The sequence below is a fragment of the Pseudomonadota bacterium genome (assembly GCA_039193195.1).
Lineage (GTDB): Bacteria > Pseudomonadota > Gammaproteobacteria > Steroidobacterales > JBCBZW01 > JBCBZW01.
The window spans coordinates 33,479-55,563 of sequence record JBCCWS010000026.1 but is presented as its reverse complement, the minus strand read 5'-3'; the positions used below and the strand labels follow the sequence as shown (position 1 = coordinate 55,563).

At 64.6% G+C, this 22,085-nt stretch carries 15 protein-coding genes; 9 read left to right on the top strand and 6 right to left on the bottom strand.

The features are described 5' to 3' along the window. Nucleotides 1–65 precede the first annotated feature (65 nt). Nucleotides 66–3,239: a TonB-dependent receptor gene (locus AAGA68_18070; GenBank protein ID MEM9386974.1), complete on the bottom strand. Its 3,174-nt coding sequence runs from the start codon at nucleotides 3,237–3,239 to the stop codon at nucleotides 66–68. A gap of 416 nt (nucleotides 3,240–3,655) precedes the next feature. Here AAGA68_18070 and AAGA68_18065 point away from each other — a divergent pair, with 416 nt between their 5' ends. Continuing rightward, a complete protein-coding gene (locus AAGA68_18065) occupies nucleotides 3,656–4,342 on the top strand; it encodes an FKBP-type peptidyl-prolyl cis-trans isomerase (protein MEM9386973.1) in 687 nt (228 codons plus the stop codon). 62 nt (nucleotides 4,343–4,404) lie between these two features. Here the strand turns inward: AAGA68_18065 and AAGA68_18060 are convergent, their stop codons facing one another. Further along, nucleotides 4,405–4,581 (bottom strand): hypothetical protein, encoded by a 177-nt coding sequence (locus AAGA68_18060; GenBank protein MEM9386972.1) that lies wholly within the window; start codon nucleotides 4,579–4,581, stop codon nucleotides 4,405–4,407. A gap of 231 nt (nucleotides 4,582–4,812) precedes the next feature. Here AAGA68_18060 and AAGA68_18055 point away from each other — a divergent pair, with 231 nt between their 5' ends. Beyond that, nucleotides 4,813–7,521 (top strand): EAL domain-containing protein, encoded by a 2,709-nt coding sequence (locus AAGA68_18055; protein ID MEM9386971.1) that lies wholly within the window; start codon nucleotides 4,813–4,815, stop codon nucleotides 7,519–7,521. 13 nt (nucleotides 7,522–7,534) lie between these two features. On the opposite strand, the gene nadC is transcribed toward AAGA68_18055, so the two are convergent. Further along, nucleotides 7,535–8,410 carry a carboxylating nicotinate-nucleotide diphosphorylase gene (gene nadC / locus AAGA68_18050; GenBank protein ID MEM9386970.1) on the bottom strand — a complete coding sequence of 292 codons (876 nt, stop codon included), beginning with the start codon at nucleotides 8,408–8,410 and terminating at the stop codon, nucleotides 7,535–7,537. 191 nt (nucleotides 8,411–8,601) lie between these two features. Between nadC and AAGA68_18045 the strand changes: the two genes are divergently transcribed. Both AAGA68_18045 and grxD read left to right on the top strand, forming a co-directional pair. After that, complete coding sequence (locus AAGA68_18045) at nucleotides 8,602–8,913, top strand: BON domain-containing protein (protein ID MEM9386969.1); 312 nt, start codon at nucleotides 8,602–8,604, stop codon at nucleotides 8,911–8,913. Between the two features lie 58 nt (nucleotides 8,914–8,971). Then, the gene (gene grxD, locus AAGA68_18040) at nucleotides 8,972–9,289 is read left to right on the top strand and encodes a Grx4 family monothiol glutaredoxin (protein ID MEM9386968.1); all 318 of its coding nucleotides are present in this window, start codon (nucleotides 8,972–8,974) and stop codon (nucleotides 9,287–9,289) included. Between the two features lie 26 nt (nucleotides 9,290–9,315). Here grxD and rnt read toward each other — a convergent pair whose 3' ends face one another. The 3 genes from rnt to AAGA68_18025 form a co-directional block, all read right to left on the bottom strand. After that, nucleotides 9,316–9,936 carry a ribonuclease T gene (rnt, locus tag AAGA68_18035; GenBank protein MEM9386967.1) on the bottom strand — a complete coding sequence of 207 codons (621 nt, stop codon included), beginning with the start codon at nucleotides 9,934–9,936 and terminating at the stop codon, nucleotides 9,316–9,318. An 85-nt stretch (nucleotides 9,937–10,021) separates the two neighbouring features. Then, nucleotides 10,022–11,080, bottom strand: coding sequence for a dihydroorotase (gene pyrC, locus AAGA68_18030; protein ID MEM9386966.1), 1,059 nt, complete (start codon nucleotides 11,078–11,080; stop codon nucleotides 10,022–10,024). Further along, on the bottom strand, nucleotides 11,077–12,636 hold the full coding sequence (locus tag AAGA68_18025) for a leucyl aminopeptidase family protein (protein ID MEM9386965.1): 1,560 nt from the start codon (nucleotides 12,634–12,636) through the stop codon (nucleotides 11,077–11,079). Before AAGA68_18025 ends, pyrC begins: the two co-directional genes overlap by 4 nt. Nucleotides 12,637–12,899: 263 nt before the next feature. Here AAGA68_18025 and aceE point away from each other — a divergent pair, with 263 nt between their 5' ends. From aceE to AAGA68_18000, 5 genes are all read left to right on the top strand, one after another. Then, nucleotides 12,900–15,560: a pyruvate dehydrogenase (acetyl-transferring), homodimeric type gene (aceE, locus tag AAGA68_18020; GenBank protein MEM9386964.1), complete on the top strand. Its 2,661-nt coding sequence runs from the start codon at nucleotides 12,900–12,902 to the stop codon at nucleotides 15,558–15,560. 16 nt (nucleotides 15,561–15,576) lie between these two features. Beyond that, complete coding sequence (locus tag AAGA68_18015; protein ID MEM9386963.1) at nucleotides 15,577–17,454, top strand: 2-oxo acid dehydrogenase subunit E2; 1,878 nt, start codon at nucleotides 15,577–15,579, stop codon at nucleotides 17,452–17,454. Then, nucleotides 17,451–18,881 (top strand): dihydrolipoyl dehydrogenase, encoded by a 1,431-nt coding sequence (gene lpdA, locus AAGA68_18010; protein ID MEM9386962.1) that lies wholly within the window; start codon nucleotides 17,451–17,453, stop codon nucleotides 18,879–18,881. Before AAGA68_18015 ends, lpdA begins: the two co-directional genes overlap by 4 nt. A gap of 18 nt (nucleotides 18,882–18,899) precedes the next feature. After that, nucleotides 18,900–19,157: a hypothetical protein gene (locus AAGA68_18005; protein MEM9386961.1), complete on the top strand. Its 258-nt coding sequence runs from the start codon at nucleotides 18,900–18,902 to the stop codon at nucleotides 19,155–19,157. 1,113 nt (nucleotides 19,158–20,270) lie between these two features. Continuing rightward, nucleotides 20,271–22,085, top strand: coding sequence for a hypothetical protein (locus AAGA68_18000; protein ID MEM9386960.1), 1,815 nt, complete (start codon nucleotides 20,271–20,273; stop codon nucleotides 22,083–22,085).

The window sequence follows — 22,085 nt, the reverse complement described above, 5'->3', positions numbered from 1 at the left end:
GAGTCCTTTCCCAATAGTGTGGTAGTGGCAAGAGAAGTCGTAAGGTCAATAGGGCCGTTCGGTAATTAGAAGTTCCAGTCTGCCCCGAGCTGGAATTCGACTCCCCGCTTGTAAGCGAAGAATGTTCTGCCGCCCTGCGTGAACTCCACCTCATCGTCGAGCAAGTTGCTCGCCTTGGCGCGGAAGGTGAAGCTATCGCTGATGTCCCAGCGGTACACGAGGTTGATGTCAAGGCGCGGCTCTTCGATCACGTCGGGGTTGCCGAGGATGCCGACGTCGCGGATCGCCTCGCCGTTTTGGTTGATGAGGATCGTGACCTGCTGGCCGTAGCCCGCGTGGTCGAAGCCGAGCACCAGGTTGCTGGTGTACTGGGGTTGACCCTGCAGGGCGCGCGTGCGCGTCGGCAGTTGAACTTCCGATTCGATGTAGCTGGCGTTCAGCGCGAGGAAGAAGGAGCGCGCGTAGTCGTCGCTGATCAGGAACTCCTTACGCGCTTCGATCTCCGCGCCATAGAGGAACGCGGAGTCAGCGTTTGAGAAGGTGCGCGAGTTGCCCGCGGTGCCTGAGGCCTGCTGCACGACGCGCTCAATGGGGTTGTCGAAGTCCTTGTAGAAGGCCGCGACGGACAAGCTATCGCGATCGTTCGGGTACCACTCCCAGCGGGCGTCGACGTTGAGGATGTCCGAGATCTCGAGGTTCGGATTGCCGCGCACGCGGAAGTCGAACTCCGTATCGTAGAAGGTGGCGTTGGCCGATTCCTTGAAGTCTGGTCGTGCGACGGTCTGCGAGATCGCGAAGCGGAACTGGTGGGCCTCGGTGGCGAACCAGTTGAAGCTGAAGCTCGGCAGGAACGACCCCTCGTCGATGCGCGACTGTACGGCCTCGCCGGCGCCCTGCAGGGAGAAGGTGTCGGTGGTCTGGTCGTACATTTCGTAGCGCGCGCCGATCACCACCTGGAAGCGGTCGTTAAAGGTGTGATCGTAGGTCGCGAAGATGCTGTTGTAGTTGAGCTCCGCCTCGTAGCTGTCGCTGGCGAGGGTGCGATCGAGGAAGGTGAAGCCCGTCGCGGGGTCACCGGTGATCGTCTCTTCCGTGATGATGTCGCTGACCAGGATCTCTTCGGTGATCAGGTTCTCGACGTTCTGCTGGTTTAGGTTGAAGCCGTAGGTGTCCGAGTCGGAGTCACGCTCGCGGTAGATGATCTGGCCGCCGATCTGCAGGCTGGCAAAGCTGTTGCCGTTGTCGATCAGATCCCAGCCCAGGGACGTGGAGAAGTCGAAGTTGTTATCAGTCAGTTCGTCGTAGCGGCGAACCAGCGCGTTCGACTCGAGGAAGAAGCCATTCAGCTCCACGTCCTGATCGTCGTTCAGGCGGTCGAGATCGAAGCCATCGAGCAACGACTGCGGGTCGGTCTGGAACTGATCCGCGCTGAAGGTGATCTCGCGGCGATCAGGAGCGTCGCGGCGCGCCTGGCTGGCGGTGAACTGCCAATCCAGGTAGACGGCGCCGCTCTCGACCAGCGAGTGGTTACCGGCGATCTGCTGGGACAGGAACTGGCGCTCCACCCAATCGATGGTGTTGCGGTAGCGAGCCTGGAACTCGTCACCTTCCTGGCCGACCGTACGCACGACGCGGTTCTCCGTTGCACGCGAGGCGATGCTATTGAGTTCGATCGTGTGCTGGCCGACGTTCAGACCCACTGAAAGCAGAGCGTTGGCGTCGATGCTGTTGGTGTATTCCTGGAAGCGGAACCGGTTCAGGTCGTCGCCGGAGGGCGTGAAGGTGTTGCTCACGCCGTCGTTGCGCTGGCTCCACTGGTTGGAGAAGTTGCCGGCGGCGAAGATGCCGAGCTCGACACGGCCGATGTCGAAGACGTCACCGTAGTTGGCGCCGATGCGCGTGTCCGGCGCGGCGTTGGTGAGCTCGAGGTCGAGGTTGTCGCTGATCAGTAGGCCGCCGACCCGACGCAGCTCGCGCTCCACCGTGTCGTTGATCTGGAAGACGCCGCCGGTGTTGGAGTCCGTCACCGTGCCGATGTTGAGCGCTTGGGTGATCGCTTCCACAGCCACCGGGGCCTCACGGGCACCCGCGTCCCAGCCGAAGTAGTCGAAGTCGCCGTCCGTGGGATCCGCGAAGACATCGTTGCCGGTGACGCCGGGCGTGGCGCTCATGCGCACCTGCAACTGCCCCGAGCGTTCCGTGGGGAAGGTGCGGGTGTTGATCACCAGGTTGCCGCCCGTACTCTCGCCGGGCATGCCCGGGATGAAGGTCTTGCGGATGTCAAGCTGGTTAACGAAGTTGCTCGGGAACAGATCCAGCGGCACGGTGCGCTTGGCCGGATCCGTACTCGGCATGGTGGCGCCGTTCAGGGTGGTGCTGATGTAGCGATCGCCTAGGCCTCGAATAAATACGAAGCGGTTGTCCTGCACGGTCACGGACGGCACGCGCACCACAGAGGCGGCCACGTTGGTGTCCGCGAAGCGCGAGAGGGTCTCAATGTCGAGGGTGTCGATGATCTGGTTCGTGTCGCGCTCTGAAGCTTCAAAGGCGTTCGGGTCGAAGGTGGCCACGACCACCACTTCCTCGATGCCGCTCAGGGTGGGCGCCTGCACATCCAGCGCCGACTGGTTGCGGATGGTGAGGCCCACGCCGCGCGTCACCCCCGACACCACGCGAACCGTGCGCGAGGCGGTGCGATCGTCGGTCGGGTGGTAGGCGGTCAAGCGGTACTCGCCGCGGGGCAGGGTCACGTTGAAGCGGCCGTCGGCGTCCGCCAGCAGCAGCTCGCCCGTGTCTTCCACCACGATGCTGGCGCCGGCGAGGCCACCGGCGGCGGCGCTGACCGTGCCGCTGAGGGTACCGGTCGGGGCGTCACGCTTGTCTTCGGCACTTTCGGACGGGGAGTAGGTCTCTACCCGGTGAGTCGTGTCGTCGCCCAAAGTGATCAGGGCGTCCACCTGCTGGCCTCGGGCGGTGGTGAAGCGGAAGCTGTAGAGGCTCTGTTCGCCGTCGCGTACCTGCAGGCTGTGCACGCCCTCGGAAAGATCGAAGAAGGCCGCACCATCCTTGCCGACGGTGGTGGTCTCCTGACCGTCGAGGACGAGGGTCAGCCCGACGCCCGGCTGGCGGTTATTGAAGGTGTACACCGCGAGTTCGTCGTCCGCGAAGGCGGGCGAGATCGCGGCGAGTGCCAGCACCTGGACACACATCGCCGGACGGCTGAGGAACGACTTGATCATGGGGGCCTCTAACGTTGCGGTTCATCGGTCGAGGCGTCGTTTTCCTTGAGCGACGCACCGACACATGGACCAGCGGGGAGGCCAGATTTAGGTACCGGAAGAGACGTACTGCCGGCCGCGATCCGCTGCGACGCGGCGGATTAGAACAAAGTAATATTTCAGTACTATTTCAGGCGCGTGTCCGAAAATTAATATGTGAGGGGCCGCCCGGGAACGCTGGTGAGAAGCGTACTGTGGCGTCCCTTGTCACAAGCGGGTACTGTGCGCGGCCTCGGCTTATGGGCGGCTCCGGGCGGCCGCTTGCGCGCCCGCGATCTCAAGTGAATCCTGGGTGTGCCAGCGCGCTGCGCCCTAGGAAGCTCGATTTTCCCAAAGGCGGACCTCAACCCGCCTCAACCCAACCCATTGGAGAATTCATGAAGAGTCTGAGCACCCTTTCGGCCGCACTGCTGGCCGGAGCGATCGCCGCTGCGCCGATGGCCGTGGCCCAGGAGCCGCAGAGCGAGGACGAGAAGACCACTTACGCTATTGGCTTCCTGCTTGGCGAGGCCCTAACCCCGTTTGGGCTGAGCGCGACGGAACTGAAGATGGTCATGGCGGGCCTTCGCGACCGGGTGGAAGGAAACGAGCCCGTGGTCTCGCCCCAGGAGTACCAGGCCAAGGTGCAGGAGCTGCGCAATAAGCGCGTGGCCTTGGTGATCGAAGAGGAGAAGGCTGCTGCTGCTGCCACGCTTGAGGAAGCCAAGGCTGCGGACGGCGCCACCAGCACGGACTCAGGTCTGATCTACCGCGAGGTGCAGGCCGGTGCTGGCGCGATGCCCGCCGCCACGGATACGGTGCGCGTGCACTACCGCGGCACCCTGCGTGATGGCACGGTCTTCGACAGTTCCTACGACCGGGGGGAGCCCGCGTCCTTCCCGCTGAACGGGGTCATCCCGTGTTGGACCGAGGGTCTGCAGTTGATGAAAGTGGGCACTAAGGCCAAGCTCACCTGCCCGTCGAACATCGCCTACGGCGATCGCGGAGCACCGCCACGCATTCCCGGCGGCGCTGTGCTGACCTTTGAGGTGGAGTTGCTCGAGATCGTCACGAGCGCCGAGTAGCTCGCGCGCGGCCGTCGATCGAGGATTCGATCGGCGGCTTCCCTCGCGCGATCAGCTGTTTATCAGCTGGCGAGGGGTTCGATCGGTTGGTCGCTCGCGGTCTCTAGGGAGGTCGACTCGCCTAGCAGCACGGCCTCCTCGCCGTCCTCGGCGTCCGAAAAGGTCATGCGCCCGTGGACCGTTTCCAGGTACTCGCGCGTGAGTACTACGGTCTCGATGTCGAATCGGCGATCACTCATCGGTGTGCTCTCTCGCGGCGGAAGGCCGGTCCCGGCCCTGAGGCGTCAAGTGTGGTCTTTCGACCACGGCGCGGCTGTGACGTACGTCACGTTACTTCAGGCCTCAGTCAAGAAAGCCTGTTATTGTTTAGCCGCTTGAGGTGAGGTGCATTGTGCGCTTGCAGCATGAGGCGCGTCGTGTGACTTCGCCTACCGGTGGCACCTAAGCACCGACAGCGGAGGGAGCTGAGGGTGGAAAGCACGGAACGAGAAGGCGAAGGATCCGCCGGCCGTGCGGGTCGCGGAGGCACGGAGGCCAAGCGCCTGTTCCCCGTGCGCAATAACCCGCGCGCACCCGAAGTGCCCGCCGGGGGCGAACAGGGGATCGCACCCGTGTTTGCACAAGCGTCGATCGCCTTGTCCCAGATCGACTCCGAAGAGCTGACCCCGGCGATCACCCGCGTCTTCGAAGACGTGCGCAAAGCTGTCGATACGGACGCGATGTTCGTGGGATTGCTGGACGCGCGTGGGGAGACCTTCGCGACCGCACTCGAGTCCGTCGAGCCTCGATCCCGTATCAAGCCTGCCCACCTCCTCGGGCGCAAGCTCGAGGCCATGCCCGAGCTTCACCGTCAGCTGGCGATCGCCGGTGGCTACCTGCAAATGGACGACTGTCTGGTGCCGACCGAGGGCACCGAGCGGGAAGCTGATTGGTTGTCCCAAGCCAACGTACGGGCCTGCGTGTTGATCAGCCTGCACGGCAGCGAGGGACCTATCGGTTTCGCTGCCCTCGCGTGCGAAGACGCGGTGAGGTGGCAAGCGAGTTTCTGCCTGGTGATGCGCCTGCTAGGCGCGTCGCTGGCGGCCGGATTGGAGCGACTGCGGGTGTCGCGTCGGCTCGCTTCCGTGCGCGAGCGCGAGGAATTGGAGGCGCTGACGGCCAACGATGGCGTGTGGGATTTCGATGAGCGGCACAAGCAAACGCACTTCTCCCCGCGGTGGAAGAAGATGCTCGGCTATCGCGAAGACGAGCTGGACGATAACGTCCCGGACTGGCGCAACTTGGTGCACCCCGAGGACTACGCCCACGTGCAGGCGAAGCTGAAGGAGCACCTCGATGGACGCACGGATGTGTTCGAGAGCGTGCATCGCCTGCGCCATCGCGACGGCCATTGGATATGGGTGCAAAGCCGCGCCAAAGCTAGCGGCACTGGGCAGCATCGGCACAAGCGCCTGGTGGGCGTGGAGCTCGACATCACCGAGCGCAAACACTACGAGGAAGCCTTACGGCGAGAGAAGGAGAGCGTTCTCATCACCCTTCAGTCGATCGGCGATGGGGTGATACGCACGGACTCGGAATGCTGCGTCGAGTACTTGAACCCCGTGGCCGAAGATCTGACCGGATGGTCCCTCGACGACGCCCTCGGACGACCTATCGACCAGCTGTTCCGCACCTACCACGAGGAGACCTGCGAGCCACTTGAGAATCCCCTCGCCCTTGCGATTCGCCAGTGTCGCTCGATCAAGTCGATCCGACCCACGCTGCTCATCCGTACTAGCGACTACCGGGAGCTGTTTATCGAGAGTACCGCTTCGCCCATTCGCGATCGCGGCGGCGCCATGTCCGGCGGCGTGCTGGTCTTCCACGATGTCAGCGAGTCTCGCGAGCTACAGCGTCGCCTCACCTTCCACGCCAGCCACGACGTGCTCACGGGGCTCGTCAATCGCCACGAGTTCGAGCAGCGCTTGGAATCGGCCTTGGATACGGTACGCGCGGGGGAGGGGCGGTTCGCCCTGTGCGTCATCGACATCGACCAGTTCCGTGTCATCAACGACAACGCCGGGCACACGGCCGGCGACGCGCTGCTCGCCCAGCTGGGCTCCTTGCTGAAGACGAAGGTTCGCTGGCGCGACACGCCCTCGCGCCTCGGTGGCGACCAGTTTGGCGTGCTCATGGAGGGAGCCACCCTGGATGAGGCGATGCGCGCCGCGGAAGCGTTTTGCGAGGAAGTGCGCGGCTTTCGCTTCAGCTGGGATGAACACGTCTACTCCCTTAGGGTCAGCGTGGGGATCGTGCCGATCACCGGCGAGAGCGAAACCGTGGCCAGCCTCTTGGCGGCGGCGGATGTCGCCTGCCAGGCAGCGAAGGATGCGGGCCGAGACCGAGTGCACGCCTACCAGGTGAACGACGTCGCCCTAATGTCGAGGCGGCGGGAGATGCAGTGGGTGGCGCGACTCACCACGGCCTTGGAGGAGAACCGCTTCGACCTCTACCGCCAGTCTATTCGACCGCTCACCGAGCGCGCCGAACAGGGCGAGCACTACGAGCTACTGCTGCGCCTGCGCGATGAGGACGGCGGTATGCCCGTCTCCCCGGCGCGCTTCATTCGAGCTGCCGAGCGCTTCAACATCACGCCGAGCATCGACCGTTGGGTGATCAACCGTGCCTTTCGCTGGCTCCTCGCCAATCCCCACGAGCTCGACGCCCTCGCCGTTTGCTCGATCAACCTATCAGCGCAAAGCCTAGCCGACGACAAGTTCCTGCCCTTCCTGATGGAGCAGTTCGATAGCCACAACCTGCCCGGCGAGAAGTTCTGCTTCGAGATAACCGAGACGGCAGCGGTAGCTAGCTACGCCCAGGCGCAGCGCTTCATCACCGGCCTACGCCAGCGCGGGTGTCGCTTTGCCCTCGATGACTTTGGCTCCGGCATGGCGTCCTTCGCCCACCTGCGCCACCTCCCCGTGGACTACGTGAAGATCGACGGCAGCTTCGTTCGCAACATCGAGAACGACACCGTTGATCGCAGTATGGTTGTTTCCATCAACGATATTTGCCACCTCATGGGTAAGCGCACAATCGCAGAGTTCGCAGAGAGCGATGCGATCTGCCAGATGCTGCGCGAGATCGGCGTCGACTACGCCCAGGGTTACGCGATGGACGAACCCACGCCCATCGGCTGACGCCAAGCGAAGCTCAGCTCACCTGCAAAATGCGCAGCGAGAGGTCGAGGGCTCGCACGTGTTTGGTGAGAGCGCCGATCGAGATGAAGTCCACGCCGGTGGCCGCGACCTGCGCCACGTTCTCCAGGGTGATATCCCCAGACGCCTCTAGGCGAAGAGGATGCGCAGCCTCGCGCACGCGGGCGACCGCGGTGCGCATGTCGTTCAGCGAGAAGTTATCCAGCATGGCGATGTCGGCGCCCGCGGCCAACGCCTCGGCCAGCTCTTCCAGGGACTCCACCTCAACCTCGACGGCGAGGGAAGAGCGCTCAACACGTGCTGCGGCGATGGTCGGACCGATCCCGCCGCCAGCAGCGATATGGTTCTCCTTGATCAAGACGCCATCGAACAGGCCAATTCGATGGTTGGAGCCGCCACCGCACCGCACCGCGTATTTCTGCGCTAGGCGAAGGCCGGGCAGGGTCTTGCGCGTGTCCAACAGGCGGCAGGCACTCTCGCCCAAGGCATCCACATAGCGCCGTGCGGCGGTGGCGGTGCCTGACAGGGTCTGCAGGAAGTTGAGCGCCGTGCGCTCCGCCGTGAGCAGGGCGCGCGCCGGGCCCTCGATCTCGCACAAGGGCGAGTCGGTGTCGCAACGCTCGCCATCGCCCAGGTGCCAGCGCACGCGGATGTTGCCGTCGGAGACCGCCGCGAAGGTCTCATCCACCCATGGCGTGCCGCACACCACCCCCGGCTCCCGGGAGATCACCCGAGCACGTGCCGTGGCGTCGACGGGCACCAGGGCCGCGGTGACATCGCCCGGGCCTAGATCCTCGGCGATCGCACTGGCCACTTGGGGGGGGATTCCTGGCGGAAGTGACGGCAACTGGGGCGAAATTGTCTTGATCATGCAGCGAATCCTCGTGCTTGGGCGGGGCCTGCGCCGGTGGTGTTGCAAGGCGCTGGTATACTCGCGTCCCGATCTTGAAGACTCAACCCGTGAGGAGTGCCTGCATGAGTCACCAGCTTCCCGAATTGCACTACGCTAGGTGAGTCGTGAGCTCTCTTAGGAATCTCGCGCCGGTGCCTAGGTGCCGAGCGTTGCGTGCGGCGCTCATCGGCGCTTTGCTCCTTGCGGGCACGAGCGGATGTGCCACCCTACTCGTCACCGGGGCCGTGGACCCCAATGCCAAGGCGCAGCAGGCCGTGGAGATCGCAGCTGCCGTCAACGATGCGCTGAGCGCAGACGGTGGCCAAGACGCCCAAAACGTGCGGGCGACGGCCAGCGGCACGGTGGTGACCTTAAACGGCAGCGTGGCGACGCCAGCGGCGCGTGAGCGAGCCGTGGCGATCGCTGCTGCCACCAGCGGCGTCACCCGTGTGGTCGACCGCCTGGCCCTGGACGGCGCCTAGACCTTTTTGCACGGGCCCTCGGAGGGCCCACAACCAGCGTTTTTTCCGAGGAGACATCATGGACATCAACGAACGAATCAAGCAGCAACTCGACGGCAATGCCGTGCTGCTCTTCATGAAGGGTTCGCCAGACTTTCCCCAGTGTGGCTTCTCCGCGCAGACTGTCGCGGCCCTGCGCGCCCTGGGCACGTCCTTCGAGCACGTCAACATCCTCGAGGATATGGAGCTTCGCGAGGGACTGAAGGTCTACTCGAACTGGCCGACGTTCCCGCAGCTGTATGTGAACGGCGAGCTGATCGGCGGCTGCGACATCGTGTTGGAGATGTACCAGAGCGGTGAGCTGAAGCAGGTGCTGGGCGAAGCTGCCAGCGCCTAAGCGCGTGGGCCGGCGTCGGGCGCCGATCACGCCTCGTGGTCGGCGTCCATGAACGATTGGTAGACCGGCTGGAAGCGGTTCACGATCGTGCAGAACAACGCCGCCGTTTGGCGTGCGTCGTAGGTCGCCGAGTGGGCCTGCGCGTTGTCCCACCCATGACCGGCCGCTACCATCGCCTTGGCGAGGACGGTTTGTCCAACCCCCACGCCGGCCAGCGTCACCGTATCGAAGCAGCTAAAGGGATGGAACGGGTTGCGCTTGAGGTTGCACCGGGCGACGGCAGCGTTCAGAAAGGCGAGGTCGAATCCCGCGTTGTGCCCGGTCAGGATGGCGCGGTGGCATCCCGTTTCCTTCAGCAGCCGACGCACCTCGCGAAACACGCGAGTCAGGGCGTCGCGCTCGGGCAGGGCGGGGCGCAGGGGATGGTCCGGATCGATGCCGGTCACCTGCAGGGAGGCAGGCTCTAGGTTGGCGCCTGGGAAGGGCTGCACGTGAAAGCTGAGCGTATCGTCGATCTCGCACAGCCCATCCTCATCCAGCCGCAGGGTGACCGCCGAGATCTCCAGGAGCGCATCGGTGGCAGCGTTGAAGCCCCCGGTCTCCACGTCCACCACCACCGGCAGGAAACCGCGAAAGCGACTCGCCATCACCCCCGCCTGGGATGTCGCCGGGGCGTCCGTCGCCTCAGGCTCCGTCGGGGGTGTGTCGGACGGGATAGCCATGCGCTCAGAACTAGCCGCTTATGCCGTCGCTGACGTAGCGCCACGAGAGGGTCTCGCCCGCGCCGAGGGGCACCAAAGACTCGTCTTCCACGAAGGGGTAGGCGGCGGGCACCTGCCAGGGTTCGCGGCGCAAGGTGATCCTTTCGCGGTTGCGCGGCAGGCCGTAGAAGTCAGCCCCGAAGTGGGCGGCAAAGCCCTCCAGCCGCTCGAGTGCACCCGCCTCCTCGAAGGCCTCCGCATAGAATTCGATGGCGGCGTGGGCCGAGTAGATACCGGCGCAGCCACACGCTGACTCTTTGGCACTGCGCGCGTGGGGCGCGCTGTCGGTGCCAAGGAAGAAGCGCGGATCGCCACTGGTCGCTGCCTCCACCAACGCTTGGCGATCGCGTTCGCGCTTGAGCACGGGCAAACAGTACATGTGCGGGCGCAGGCCGCCGCTGAACAGGGCATTGCGGTTGAGCAGCAGGTGTTGAGGCGTAATAGTGGCCGCGGTCGCCCGATCGCAGCTGCGCACGAAGGCCACGGCAGCTGCCGTCGTGATGTGTTCAAACACGATGCGAAGGCGGGGGTAGCGCTCGCGCACGCCACTCAGCACCTGATCGATGAAAGCTGCTTCGCGGTCGAAGACATCCACCTCGGCGTGCGTGACTTCGCCGTGGACCAGCAGTGCCACGCCGTGCTCCTCCATCGCCTCGAGCACCGGTTCTATCGCCTCGATGCGCGACACGCCCGAATCGGAGTTAGTGGTGGCGCCGGCAGGGTACAGCTTGAAGCCCGCAATCCACGCGTGGGTGCTCGCCTCCCGCACGGTTTGTACGCTCGTGCGATCGGTGAGGTACAAGGTCATCAGCGGTTCGAAGTCGGCCTTGCGCGCGGCCGGAACGGCGGCTCGCACGCGCATGCGATAGTCGGCCGCCGCGTCCACGTCTGTGACCGGTGGCACGAGGTTCGGCATGACCACAACGCGATTGAAGCACGCGGCGCTGTGCGGCACCACGGCTGCCAGGGCGGCTCCGTCGCGCACGTGTAGGTGCATGTCGTCGGGCCGCGTGATCGTGAGCTCCATCAGAAGGCCTGCCCATCCTCGTCGGCACTTGTCAGCATCTGGTCGACTAGCAAGCTCGTTAGTAGGTGGACGCCGAAGCCTGTCACATCCGTAGGGACGTGACCAAGGCCACCCTTATGGCGCGAGGCGGCAAGATCGATGTGTACCCAGGGAATGCTGTCGGGGACGAAGCGACCGAGGAAGCGAGCCGCGAGGATATGGTCGCCGCGGCCATCGATAGTGCATTGCTTGACGTCGGCAAAGTCGCTTTCCAGGGCGTGATCGAAGTCAGCGCTGAGCGGGAATGGCCAGACTCGCTCACCGCTGGAGCGCCCCGCCTCCACCAGCATGTCCTGCAGCTCGGGGCGGTTGACGAAAACGCCGCTGTAAGCGGTGGTGAGGGCGTTGACGCAAGCGCCCGTCAGGGTGGCGAGATCGACTAGCAGGGCAGGCTGCTCGCGGGCCGCTAGGTGCAGCGTATCGGCCAACACCATGCGCCCCTCGGCATCCGTATGCACCACTTCGATCGTGGTGCCATTGGCCGCGGTGATCAGGTCCTGCGGCTTGTACGCCGCGGGGCCGATGGCGTTCTCGGCAAGCGCTAGCCAGGCGTCGACGGCGATCGGTAAGCCCAGTTCGGTGATTGTGTACAGGGTGCCGAGGGCTGCGGCGCTGCCGCCCATGTCCTCGTTCATGGTCTGCATGTACTGGGCCGGCTTGACGTTGACACCGCCCGTATCGAAGCAGATGCCCTTGCCGACCAGCGCCAGTTCCGCGGGCGCGTTGGGAACACTGCCGCCCGGCGGTCGGTAGCGCAGGTGAATCAGGGCGGGCTCCGAAGGGCTGTGGCCCCGACTGCCTTGGGCGACTGCCAGGTATGCGTTCGCCCCGAGTGCCTCCAGCTCCTGCGTGCGCAACACCTCAAGTTCCCAACCGAGCTCGCCGGCGAGGGTCTCCACCCGCTCGAGGTAGCCCTGGACCGTAAGCGCATTAGAGGGTAGGGCCGATAGCCAGCGGGCGAGGCCGTTGCCCTGGGCCTCTGCCAGCTCCCGCCGGTAATCGAGTGTTTGGGTAGGGCTGAAGGTGTCAATGTGCTCCAGCAGGACGCGGTTGCTGTCGCTGCGCGGGGCCTGCTTCGCCGACGGCATTTCGAAGGCTGCGGCGGCCAGCGAGCGGACGATAGCGCTCAGCACTTGGGCCTGCTCCTGGGCGGAGAACCCCGGTGCGACGACCGCCACCCTGGCCACCTGTTGACGGGCGACGTCGGCGACGAGCTTGCGCGCCGCCGTCAGGCTGGCGAAGGCATCCTCGCCCGCTGGCACGAAACCTGCGCTAAGGCCAGTGGCGTTCGCGTTTGGCAACACCGCGTGCACGCGCCTCGCCTCGCCCACCTCCGTCAGGCGCTCCAGAAGGCTGCGCACCAAGGACTGGTGTGGGAATTCGGGCCAGCCGTCGCCCTGGGCCGTGCTGCTCGGCAGGGCGATGACGAGGTGATCACATTGCGCGATGTCGGCTTCCGAGAGCGGGGAACGATGGTGTGTGGCCTCGATGCGCGGAGATGCGGGGAGCTGCAGGGGCACGATAAGGATTTCTTGACCGCTAGGAGGCAAAAAGTAATGATGGCGCCGCTTTCGAACAGCGCCGCGCGTTATGCGCATGCTAGCAGGTGGATGGCGGCAATTCGACCGACCACGATCGCTTCACCGGCATGCTCAAACCACCGACGCGGCGACCTTGCACCGCGCTCGCTCACCGGCCTGCGACGCCGCGCAAGGGCCCGAAGCTAAACGGAAGCGTTGGTCGGTTCCTCTAGCTTTCAGTATCCGAATATTGCGGGGAGCGTATGTCGGAACACCATACGTCGCAGGACCTTGATCCAGCGGAAACACGGGAGTGGCTGGAGTCCATCGACTCCGTCCTCAAGGTGCATGGGCCAGAGCGGGCACATTACCTGCTTGATCGGCTCATCGATCACACGCGGCGCTCAGGCGGATACCTCCCCTACAGCCCCAACACGGCTTACCTGAATACGATTTCAGTTGGTCAGCAAGATCCCTATCCCGGGGATCTGGCGGTCGAGAAGCGCATCCTCGCCTACATCCGCTGGAACGCGATGGCTACGGTAGTGCAGGCCAACCGCGCCAACAGCGAGCTGGGCGGCCACATCGCTACCTACGCCTCAAGCGCCGTGCTTTACGAGGTGGGTTTCAATCATTTCTGGCGTGCGCCGAGCGAGAACCATCCGGGTGACATGATCTTCATTCAGGGGCACTCGGCACCGGGCATCTACGCCCGCGCCTTCCTCGAAGGGCGCCTGAGTGCGGAGCAGCTACGCTCGTTCCGCCAAGAAGTGGGTGGCGGGGGCTTGAGCTCCTACCCGCACCCCTACCTGATGCCAGACTTCTGGCAGTTCCCGACCGTGTCGATGGGCCTCGGCCCCATGAAGGCGATCTACCAGGCTCGGTTCACCCGCTACCTGCAGGACCGCGGCTTGGTGCCGCCGTCCGATCGCAAGATCTGGTGCTTCCTAGGCGATGGCGAGATGGACGAGCCCGAATCCCTCGGCGCCATCACCCTGCCGGTGCGCGAACGCCTGGATAACCTTGTGTTCGTCATCAACTGCAACCTGCAGCGTCTGGACGGTCCCGTGCGCGGCAACGGCAAGATCATCCAGGAGCTCGAGGCCAGCTTTGGCGGTGCCGGGTGGAACGTCATAAAGGTGCTGTGGGGCTCGCGCTGGGATCCGCTCCTGGCCCGCGATACCGATGGCCTCCTGCGCCAGCGCATGGAAGAGGCCGTCGACGGCGAGTACCAGGCCTTCAAGGCCAACGGCGGCGACTTCGTGCGTAAACACTTCTTCGGCAAGTACCCCGAGCTCGAGGCGATGGTGGCCAATATGTCCGATGAGGACATTTGGCGCTTGAACCGCGGCGGCCATGACCAGCTCAAGGTGCACGCGGCGTACGCGGCGGCTTCGCGCATGCAGGGTGCGCCCACGGTGATTTTGGCCAAGACCGTAAAGGGCTTCGGCATGGGGGCGGCCGGTGAGGGGCAGAACACCACTCACCAGCAGAAGAAGCTCGACGAAGACGCACTGCGTCACTTCCGCGATCGCTTCGATATCCCGGTGGCCGATGACGAGATCAACAAGCTGCCCTTCTGCCGTCCGCCCGAGGACAGTCGCGAGCATCGCTACCTGATGCAGCGGCGCAAGGTGTTGGGCGGTTCCCTGCCTCAGCGCACGATCTCCCTGCCGACGCTGCAAGTGCCGGCGCCCGACCCCTTCGACGCACAGCTCAAGGGCTCGGGCGATCGCGAGGTCTCCACCACCATGACCCTGGTGCGGATCCTCACGCAGCTGATGCGGGACAAGGAGGTGGGCCAACGGATCCTGCCGATCGTGCCCGACGAGGCACGCACCTTCGGCATGGAGGGCATGTTCCGCCAGTTCGGCATTTACTCGAGCGTCGGTCAGCTGTACCGCCCGCAAGATGCGGATCAGCTCATGTACTACCGCGAGGACAAGAAGGGCCAGATCCTAGAGGAGGGCATCAACGAGGCGGGCTCGCTCTGCTCGTGGATCGCCGCCGCGACGGCGTACGCCAACCACGGCATCCAGATGATCCCCTTCTACCTTTTCTACTCCATGTTCGGCTTCCAGCGCGTGGGCGATTTCATTTGGGCGGCGGGTGACATGCAGTCCCGCGGCTTCCTCGCCGGCTGCACAGCGGGGCGCACCACGCTCGCAGGCGAAGGTCTACAGCACCAAGATGGGCATAGCCACTTGCTCTCGGCCACCGTGCCGAACTGCGTCTCCTACGATCCTACCTTCAGCTACGAGCTAGCCGTGATCGTAAAGGACGGTCTGCGGAGGATGATCAAGGAGGACGAGAACGTCTTCTACTACCTCACCTGCATGAACGAAAACTACGTTCATCCGGCCATACCCGCCGGCGCCGAGGCGGACATTGTCAAGGGAATGTACCTGCTGCAGGAAGGTCAACAGGGCGAGCTGCGCGTGCAGCTGCTTGGATGCGGCACCATCCTGCGCGAGGTGATCGCCGCCGCCGAGCTACTGGGTGAGTTTGGTGTGGCTGCGGATGTGTGGTCCGTGCCGAGCTTTACGGAGCTGCGGCGCGAGGGCCTAGCCGTTGCGCGCAACAACCGTATGCGTCCGGAGACGACGCCGCAGCGCTGTCACGTGGAGGCGTGCTTTGACCAGCGCAGCGGCCCCTTCATCGCCGCCACCGACTACATGGCGTCCTTCGCCGATCAGATCCGTGAATGGGTGCCAGGGCGCTACGTGTGCCTGGGCACGGACGGCTTCGGTCGCAGCGACGGGCGCGCCAAGCTGCGCGACTTCTTCGAGGTCGATCGTCGCTACATCGCTCTCGCCGCCTTGAAGGCCCTGGCTGACGAAGGGCGCATGCAGCGCTGGCTCGTCTCGCGGGCTATCGAGCGCTTCGAGATCGATCCCAACCGGCCAGCGCCGTGGCTGTCCTGAACGCAAGGGGGCTGACGTGACAACTGAGGATCGTGAAGTCCGCGTGCCGGACATCGGTGATTTCACCGACGTCGACGTAATCGACGTGCTGGTAAACCCCGGCGACAACGTGGAGGCCGAGCAGCCACTGCTCACGCTCGAGACAGACAAGGCGGCGATGGACGTGCCCGCACCGCACGCTGGAGTGGTGGCTGAGGTGCACGTGAAAACCGGCGACAAGGTGTCCGAGGGGAGCCTAGTCGTCACCTTCGCAGAGGGGGCAGCTACCGCCGCGCCCACGCCTGCGTCCCCTGCGCAGGCCTCAGGCAGCGGCGAAGAGGTGTACGTGCCTGACATCGGCGACTTCGCCCAGGTGGATGTGATTGACGTGTTGGTAAGTGCCGGCGACAAGATCGACGCCGAGCAAGCGCTGATGACGCTGGAGACGGACAAGGCCGCGATGGACGTACCCGCGCCGCGAGAAGGCGTAGTGGGCGAGGTGCACGTCAAGACCGGCGATAAGGTGTCCCAGGGCGACCTCGTGATCACCTACGCCGACGGGGCGGGCACAGCGTCAGCGCCGCACGAGGGCAGCCTGCTGGCGGCCACCGCTAGGACGGCACCTGCCACCAACGAGCCGGTGGTCGTGCCCGGAGTGGAAGTTCGTGTACCCGACATGGGTGATTTCACCGATGTGGAGATCATCGACGTCTTGGTCAAGCCCGGTGATGAGGTGGAAGCAGAGGCTTCCCTGATCACCTTAGAGACAGACAAGGCCGCGATGGACGTGCCGGCACCGTCTGCAGGCCGTGTCGCTGCCCTGCACGTGGGGGTGGGCGATCGTGTTTCGCCGGGCGATTTGATCATCCATCTCGATGCCGTGGGGCCAGCAAGCACCGCACCCGCCGCGCCCGGGCCATCGCCAGCGGCACCGTCGCCCGCGTCGACGCCAGCACCTGCCCCCAAGCGCGCGGCGTCGTTGCCGCCGGTTGATGAGGGCGCTTTCGCCCGCGCCCACGCAGGCCCATCCGTTCGGCGCTTTGCCCGCGAACTCGGCGTGGACCTCGGGCTGGTTAAAGGCAGCGGCCTAAAAGGGCGTATCACCGCCGATGATGTGAAGGGGTTCGTTAAGTCCATCGTCACCGGCGCTACCCCGGTGGCCACGGAGGCGTCGCTTCCGGAGGTGCCCAAGGTCGATTTCGCCAGGTACGGCGAGGTCGAGCGCGAGCCGCTCACCCGTATCCAGAAGATCTCGGGCCCGCGCTTGCACGCCAGCTGGGTGAATCTGCCGCACGTCACGCAGTTCGACGAAGCGGATATCACGGACATGGAGGCGACGCGCAAACGCCTCAAGCCGGTGGCCGCGCAGCGCGAGGCGAAGCTTACGCCGCTCGCCTTCCTGGTGCGCGCGTGTGCTCTGACTCTGGATGAGTTCCCGGTGTTCAAAGCGTCCCTCGACGGCGATGCCCTGGTTATGAAGCGCTACACGCACATCGGCTTTGCGGCGGACACGCCTAATGGCCTCGTCGTGCCCGTGATCAAGGATGCCGACAAGCGCGATCTGTTCGATATCGCACGGGAGCTCGGCACGCTCGCGGGCCTCGCCCGCGAGGGCAAGCTGAAGGCCGATCAGATGCAGGGTGGAGTCTTTACGATCTCCAGCCTCGGTGGCATCGGCGGCACGGCCTTTACGCCCATCATCAATGCTCCGGAAGTGGCGATACTCGGCGTGTCGCGCTCGGCGATGGCGCCTGTCTGGGACGGCGAGGCATTCCAGCCCCGTTTAATGCTGCCGTTTTCCCTGTCCTACGACCATCGAGTGATCGACGGTGCAGCGGCCGTACGCTTCACGGTGCGCTTGGGCGAGATCTTGAAAGAGGTGCAAGGCCTGCTGCCGGAGGACCTACGCGGATGAGCGATGCGACGACGGTGCAAGCGGATCTGGTCGTCCTGGGCTCAGGTCCCGGCGGTTACACGGCTGCGTTCCGTGCCGCTGACCTCGGTCAGGACGTCGTGCTCATCGAGCGCGATCCGAACCTGGGCGGCGTCTGCCTCAACGTGGGCTGCATTCCCTCGAAGGCTCTGCTACACGCGGCCAAGGTAATCGAAGAGGCCCATTCGATGGCCGAGTTCGGTGTACGCTTCGCCGATCCGGAGATCGATACGGATCGCCTGCGTCGCTGGAAGAACGGCATCGTGCGCCGCCTCACGGGGGGGCTCGATCAGATGGCCAACAAGCGTGGGGTGCGGGTGGTGCACGGCTATGGTCGTTTCGCCTCGCCGAACGCCCTCCAGGTAGTGGGCGATGAAGGCACCACCCGCGTCGAGTTCCAGCAGTGCATCATCGCTGCCGGCAGTGAGCCGGTGCGATTGCCCTTCATCGATCATGACGACCCGCGCGTCATGGACTCCACCGATGCCCTTGAGCTCGAGGAGCTACCCGAGCGCATGCTGGTGGTCGGTGGCGGCATCATCGGTATGGAGCTCGCAAGCGTCTACGACGCCCTCGGCGTGAAGGTGAGTATCGTCGAGCTCACCGATGGACTCATGCCCGGCGCCGACCCCGATCTCGTGCGGCCCCTGGCCAAGCTGATGGGTAGCCGCTACGAAGCGATCATGCTTGGCACCAAGGTCGTCGCCGCGGAGGGTACGGACGCTGGCCTGAAGGTCACCTTCGACGCAGAAGGTGCGCCAGAGCCACAGGTGTACGGGCGGGTGCTGGTGGCCGTGGGCCGTAAGCCGAACGGTGCCTTGATCGACGCCGAAGCGGCCGGCGTCGCCGTCGATGAGCGCGGCTTCATCAACGTCGATCGCCAGATGCGCACCAACGTGCCGCATATCTTCGCCATCGGCGACATCGTTGGGCAGCCGATGCTGGCGCACAAAGCCACCCACGAGGCGAAGGTGGCGGCCGAAGTGGCAGCGGGTGAGAAATCGTTCTTCGACGCGCGTGTGATTCCGTCCGTCGCCTACACGGATCCTGAGGTTGCTTGGGTCGGCAAGACCGAGCTGCAGCTGAAGGCTGAGGGTGTGGAGTACGGGAAGGGCAACTTCCCTTGGGCCGCGAGCGGGCGCTCCCTGGCCATCAATCGCAGCGAAGGGTTCACCAAGCTGCTGTTCGACAACGCGAGTGGCCGGCTGTTGGGGGCCGGAATCGTGGGCCCGAACGCAGGCGATCTCATCGCCGAGGCAGGTTTGGCCATCGAACTTGGCTGTGACGCAGCGGACATTGGCTTGACGGTCCATCCTCACCCCACCTTGTCGGAGACTGTGGCGATGGCGGCGGAGGTGTTCGAAGGTACGATCACCGATCTGTACCTGCCTAAGCGCAAGGCGCGCTGAGCGTCACGGACGGGGGAGATGGCGGGCGAGAAGCGCTCCCGAACCGGTGATCTGATGAATGCGGTCGCCCTGTTCGTGGCGGTGGTGGCGCTATACGTCGCGTGGGATCAGGCACGCATAGGGCGCAACCAACCGCATGCCGACGTCGTCCCTGTGCTGCGCATCGGTACCACTTACGTCACGGCCGAGAACCGCCAGGGCAGGCCCGTGCGACGGTTCAAGCTCGAGGTGACTAACGTAGCGATTGGGCCAGCTTACGTGGATACGGCGCAATGACGTATGGACGACCGACCCCTAGCCGGTGCGCAGAACTTCCTTGAGCTACAGCCCGACCCGACACGCTGCGGGACGACCCTTGGACCGAGAGCTACAGCGGTGCGCTTGGTGGCTACCTGCTCGGCGCCGGTGAGTCCCAGCCCGCGCTCCAAATGGACTGGCAGCGCTCAGAAGCTGTCGAGCAAGCCTTAAACGAATTCATGCCTCGCGTGTGGGCGATGCAGCTCGATCTGTGCTACTGCTCCATCTACGAGCGCTGCTGGGTCACGCGCTACAACGGCAGGGCTCGCCCGCAACCAGTGCCCCGCTGCGAGTAGTCCAGTTCCTGCGCGTGTTGAGCCTAGGCGGGCGCAAGCTCAACTTCTCGGGCCCGAGGCAGGCGAGCGCAAGTGCTAGGTCATCTGAATCCGGCGATCGTTGCTAGCCCACGGGCAGCCGTGTGTAGTGAAGGCTGCTTGTCGAACCCCGGAGTGAAGGTCGCATCCAACGCCGCATCGGCCTTGGCGGCTCGGAACACGTCGGTATCGCCTCGTCGAATACTCGCAAGACGCCGGAGCCCGTGAGTTCGACAGCATCGTCACGGTTCGAGCGTGAGCGAAGGGTCAAGGCGTTGGGGAGCGCCGGCTTCTGCTTCGGCCATCGATCGCGACCGCGGCCCCACGCACGTGATGTTCCAGACGTTCCGGGAAGGGTTCTCGACTGGTACTGTAGTGCGCAGCTCGCGTTGGGTGAGGTGTGCGGTCTGCCCGAAGTACACGGTTTCGACAGCCACCCTCGCTAGCGCTACGACGCGCACGGCGGTGGCATGCTCTGGCACTCTCGATTTGCGGCTGGAGCGGGTGAGCTTTGCCGAACCCGCGAGCTTGGCGCCAGGCCCGGACAGACGCTAGATCCCAAGGCGCCAACCTGACGCTAACCCCCACCTGCCCAAAGGTGCCCCGCAGCGACCCGTTTGTGAAGCGCTGATCCGCTACGCACGTCTCGGAAGCTGGCCGTAGCGTCGAGCTACCCTCACGCCCTTATGTCTAAGAAAAGTACACCAGGGGCACGATGATCCGCGCGATTCCAGAACGCCTACTTCCGGCTGCGGTCTTTTCTCTCTTGATGCTGACGATGACGGCGCACGCCGACCCCGTGATCATCCAGGTACACATGGACGATTGCGTCGATCTGCGGGAGGGCAGACCCGCGGACGATGTCGAATGGCTCGGCGGTGAGCCCAACGATGAGAACGGCACGGGCACGAACATCATCGACTGCTCCTTCGTCTACCGCGTAGACACGAGCGAGTGCAACGCAATCACGCCCTGCGACAACCTTGTGGTGAGTTTCTCCGGCGGCGGCATGAGGTGCGAGGCGGACGATATCGACCCCAATGCAATGCCGCCAGGCGGTGGGCAGGTGGATGGCTACGCCCAGCATCTCGACCGCTACATCACCGCGGGCAACTACCTCGTCGTGCAGGCCTGCGTGGTCGAGCCCGGGGATCGCGAGCGCCAGGTACGCCCCTCGAACCATTTGCCTTTTCATCTCGAAGCCAATCGCGTGAAGGCGCTGCTCGAGCGCATCCAGGTGGAACCGCGCATCGGTCAGGGATGGAACGGCAAGCATCTATTGCTGAGCGGGGTGAGCCACGGCCCAGCGGCACTGATCCTTGGTCTCGCCCGCTCCGACATGGAGCGCGACGCACGGGCGCTGTTTCGAGGCACGGTAAAATCCGGAATCTGCGCCTACGACGCGCCGCTCGATGCGATTGCTCGCGAGCGCGACTACGTGCTGGTCGAAGCGCCGCACTACTGCAACGGCGAGGGCAACGGCACGCGCGTCAACAACATCTGCAAGCGCTTCCGCGTCAATGTGCCACAAGGAGGGAGCTTCGCCTGCAACGAACTGCTGCCGGAGGGCGTCGGTGACGAGCAGTGCGCCACCCTGTCAGGGCCCGCGCCAGCCGGATGTGAGTTGATGAAGCGTGACTCGTTGGTGAGCGTTGGGCACGCGCCCTGGAGCGGTGCGGACTTCGGTCATGACATGTTCAAGATCGTCTCCTGCGCCTCTGATCCCCTCGATGTGTGCTTCAACGACCACAACCCCGACGACATGGAAGAGGTGGGTGTCTCGGGCCTACCGCACGACGGCCCCACCGAGCAGGCCATGCGCGATGTGTGTGACGCGCTCAACTCGCAGGGCAAGCGTTGTACCTTTGAGGCGAACGTGTTTCCAAGCGATGCCAACAATCCCGCGCACAGGATCTGCATCTCGCACCCCACAACGATCGAGTCGTGCAAGCGATGGTTCGAGAGCTACCTCTACTTCGATGCCTTCGACCACTACACCGCGTCGCCTCCGCGAGGTCAGAACGCCAATGATCTTCCGCCAACGATCGTCGAGATCGGCGTGCAGGTCGATCCCGAGGACGACGGTGAGTGGCGACCCTTCGAAGACCCCATCTACGCGGGCGGGTACTCTGAGGTGGCGGACGACTTCGACGTGCGGGTAATCGATGAGGGGCAGGGCATCTACGCGGGTTTGCAGGCGCTTCGCATCACCTCCCGCTCTCGCGCCGAAGTGAAGGTTCGCGGCTACGTCGATTTCGAAGTCCCGCTGTCCGCCCTCGGGGGCGAAGCGGTCGCGCTCGAGTTCCAGCTGTTCGTGCGCCAGGCGGTACGCGGCCTGGCCAAACTGGAGGTGGAAGTGTCCGGCGACGGTGGCAGCGCCTTTACGTTTTTGGGCCGCGTGCGAGCACGGGAAGCTGCCGATATCCAGGCCTTCCAGTCCCTATCGATCCCGTCCGCAGTGCTTGCGGGGCCAGGCCCCTTGCGCGTGCGCTTCTATGGCGAGGCATTCGAGGCGGGCGGAGACGGTGAGGACCTCAGCGCAGTGATCGACAACCTGTACGTAGGCATTCGCGAGCAAGGCGACGCGCCTTAG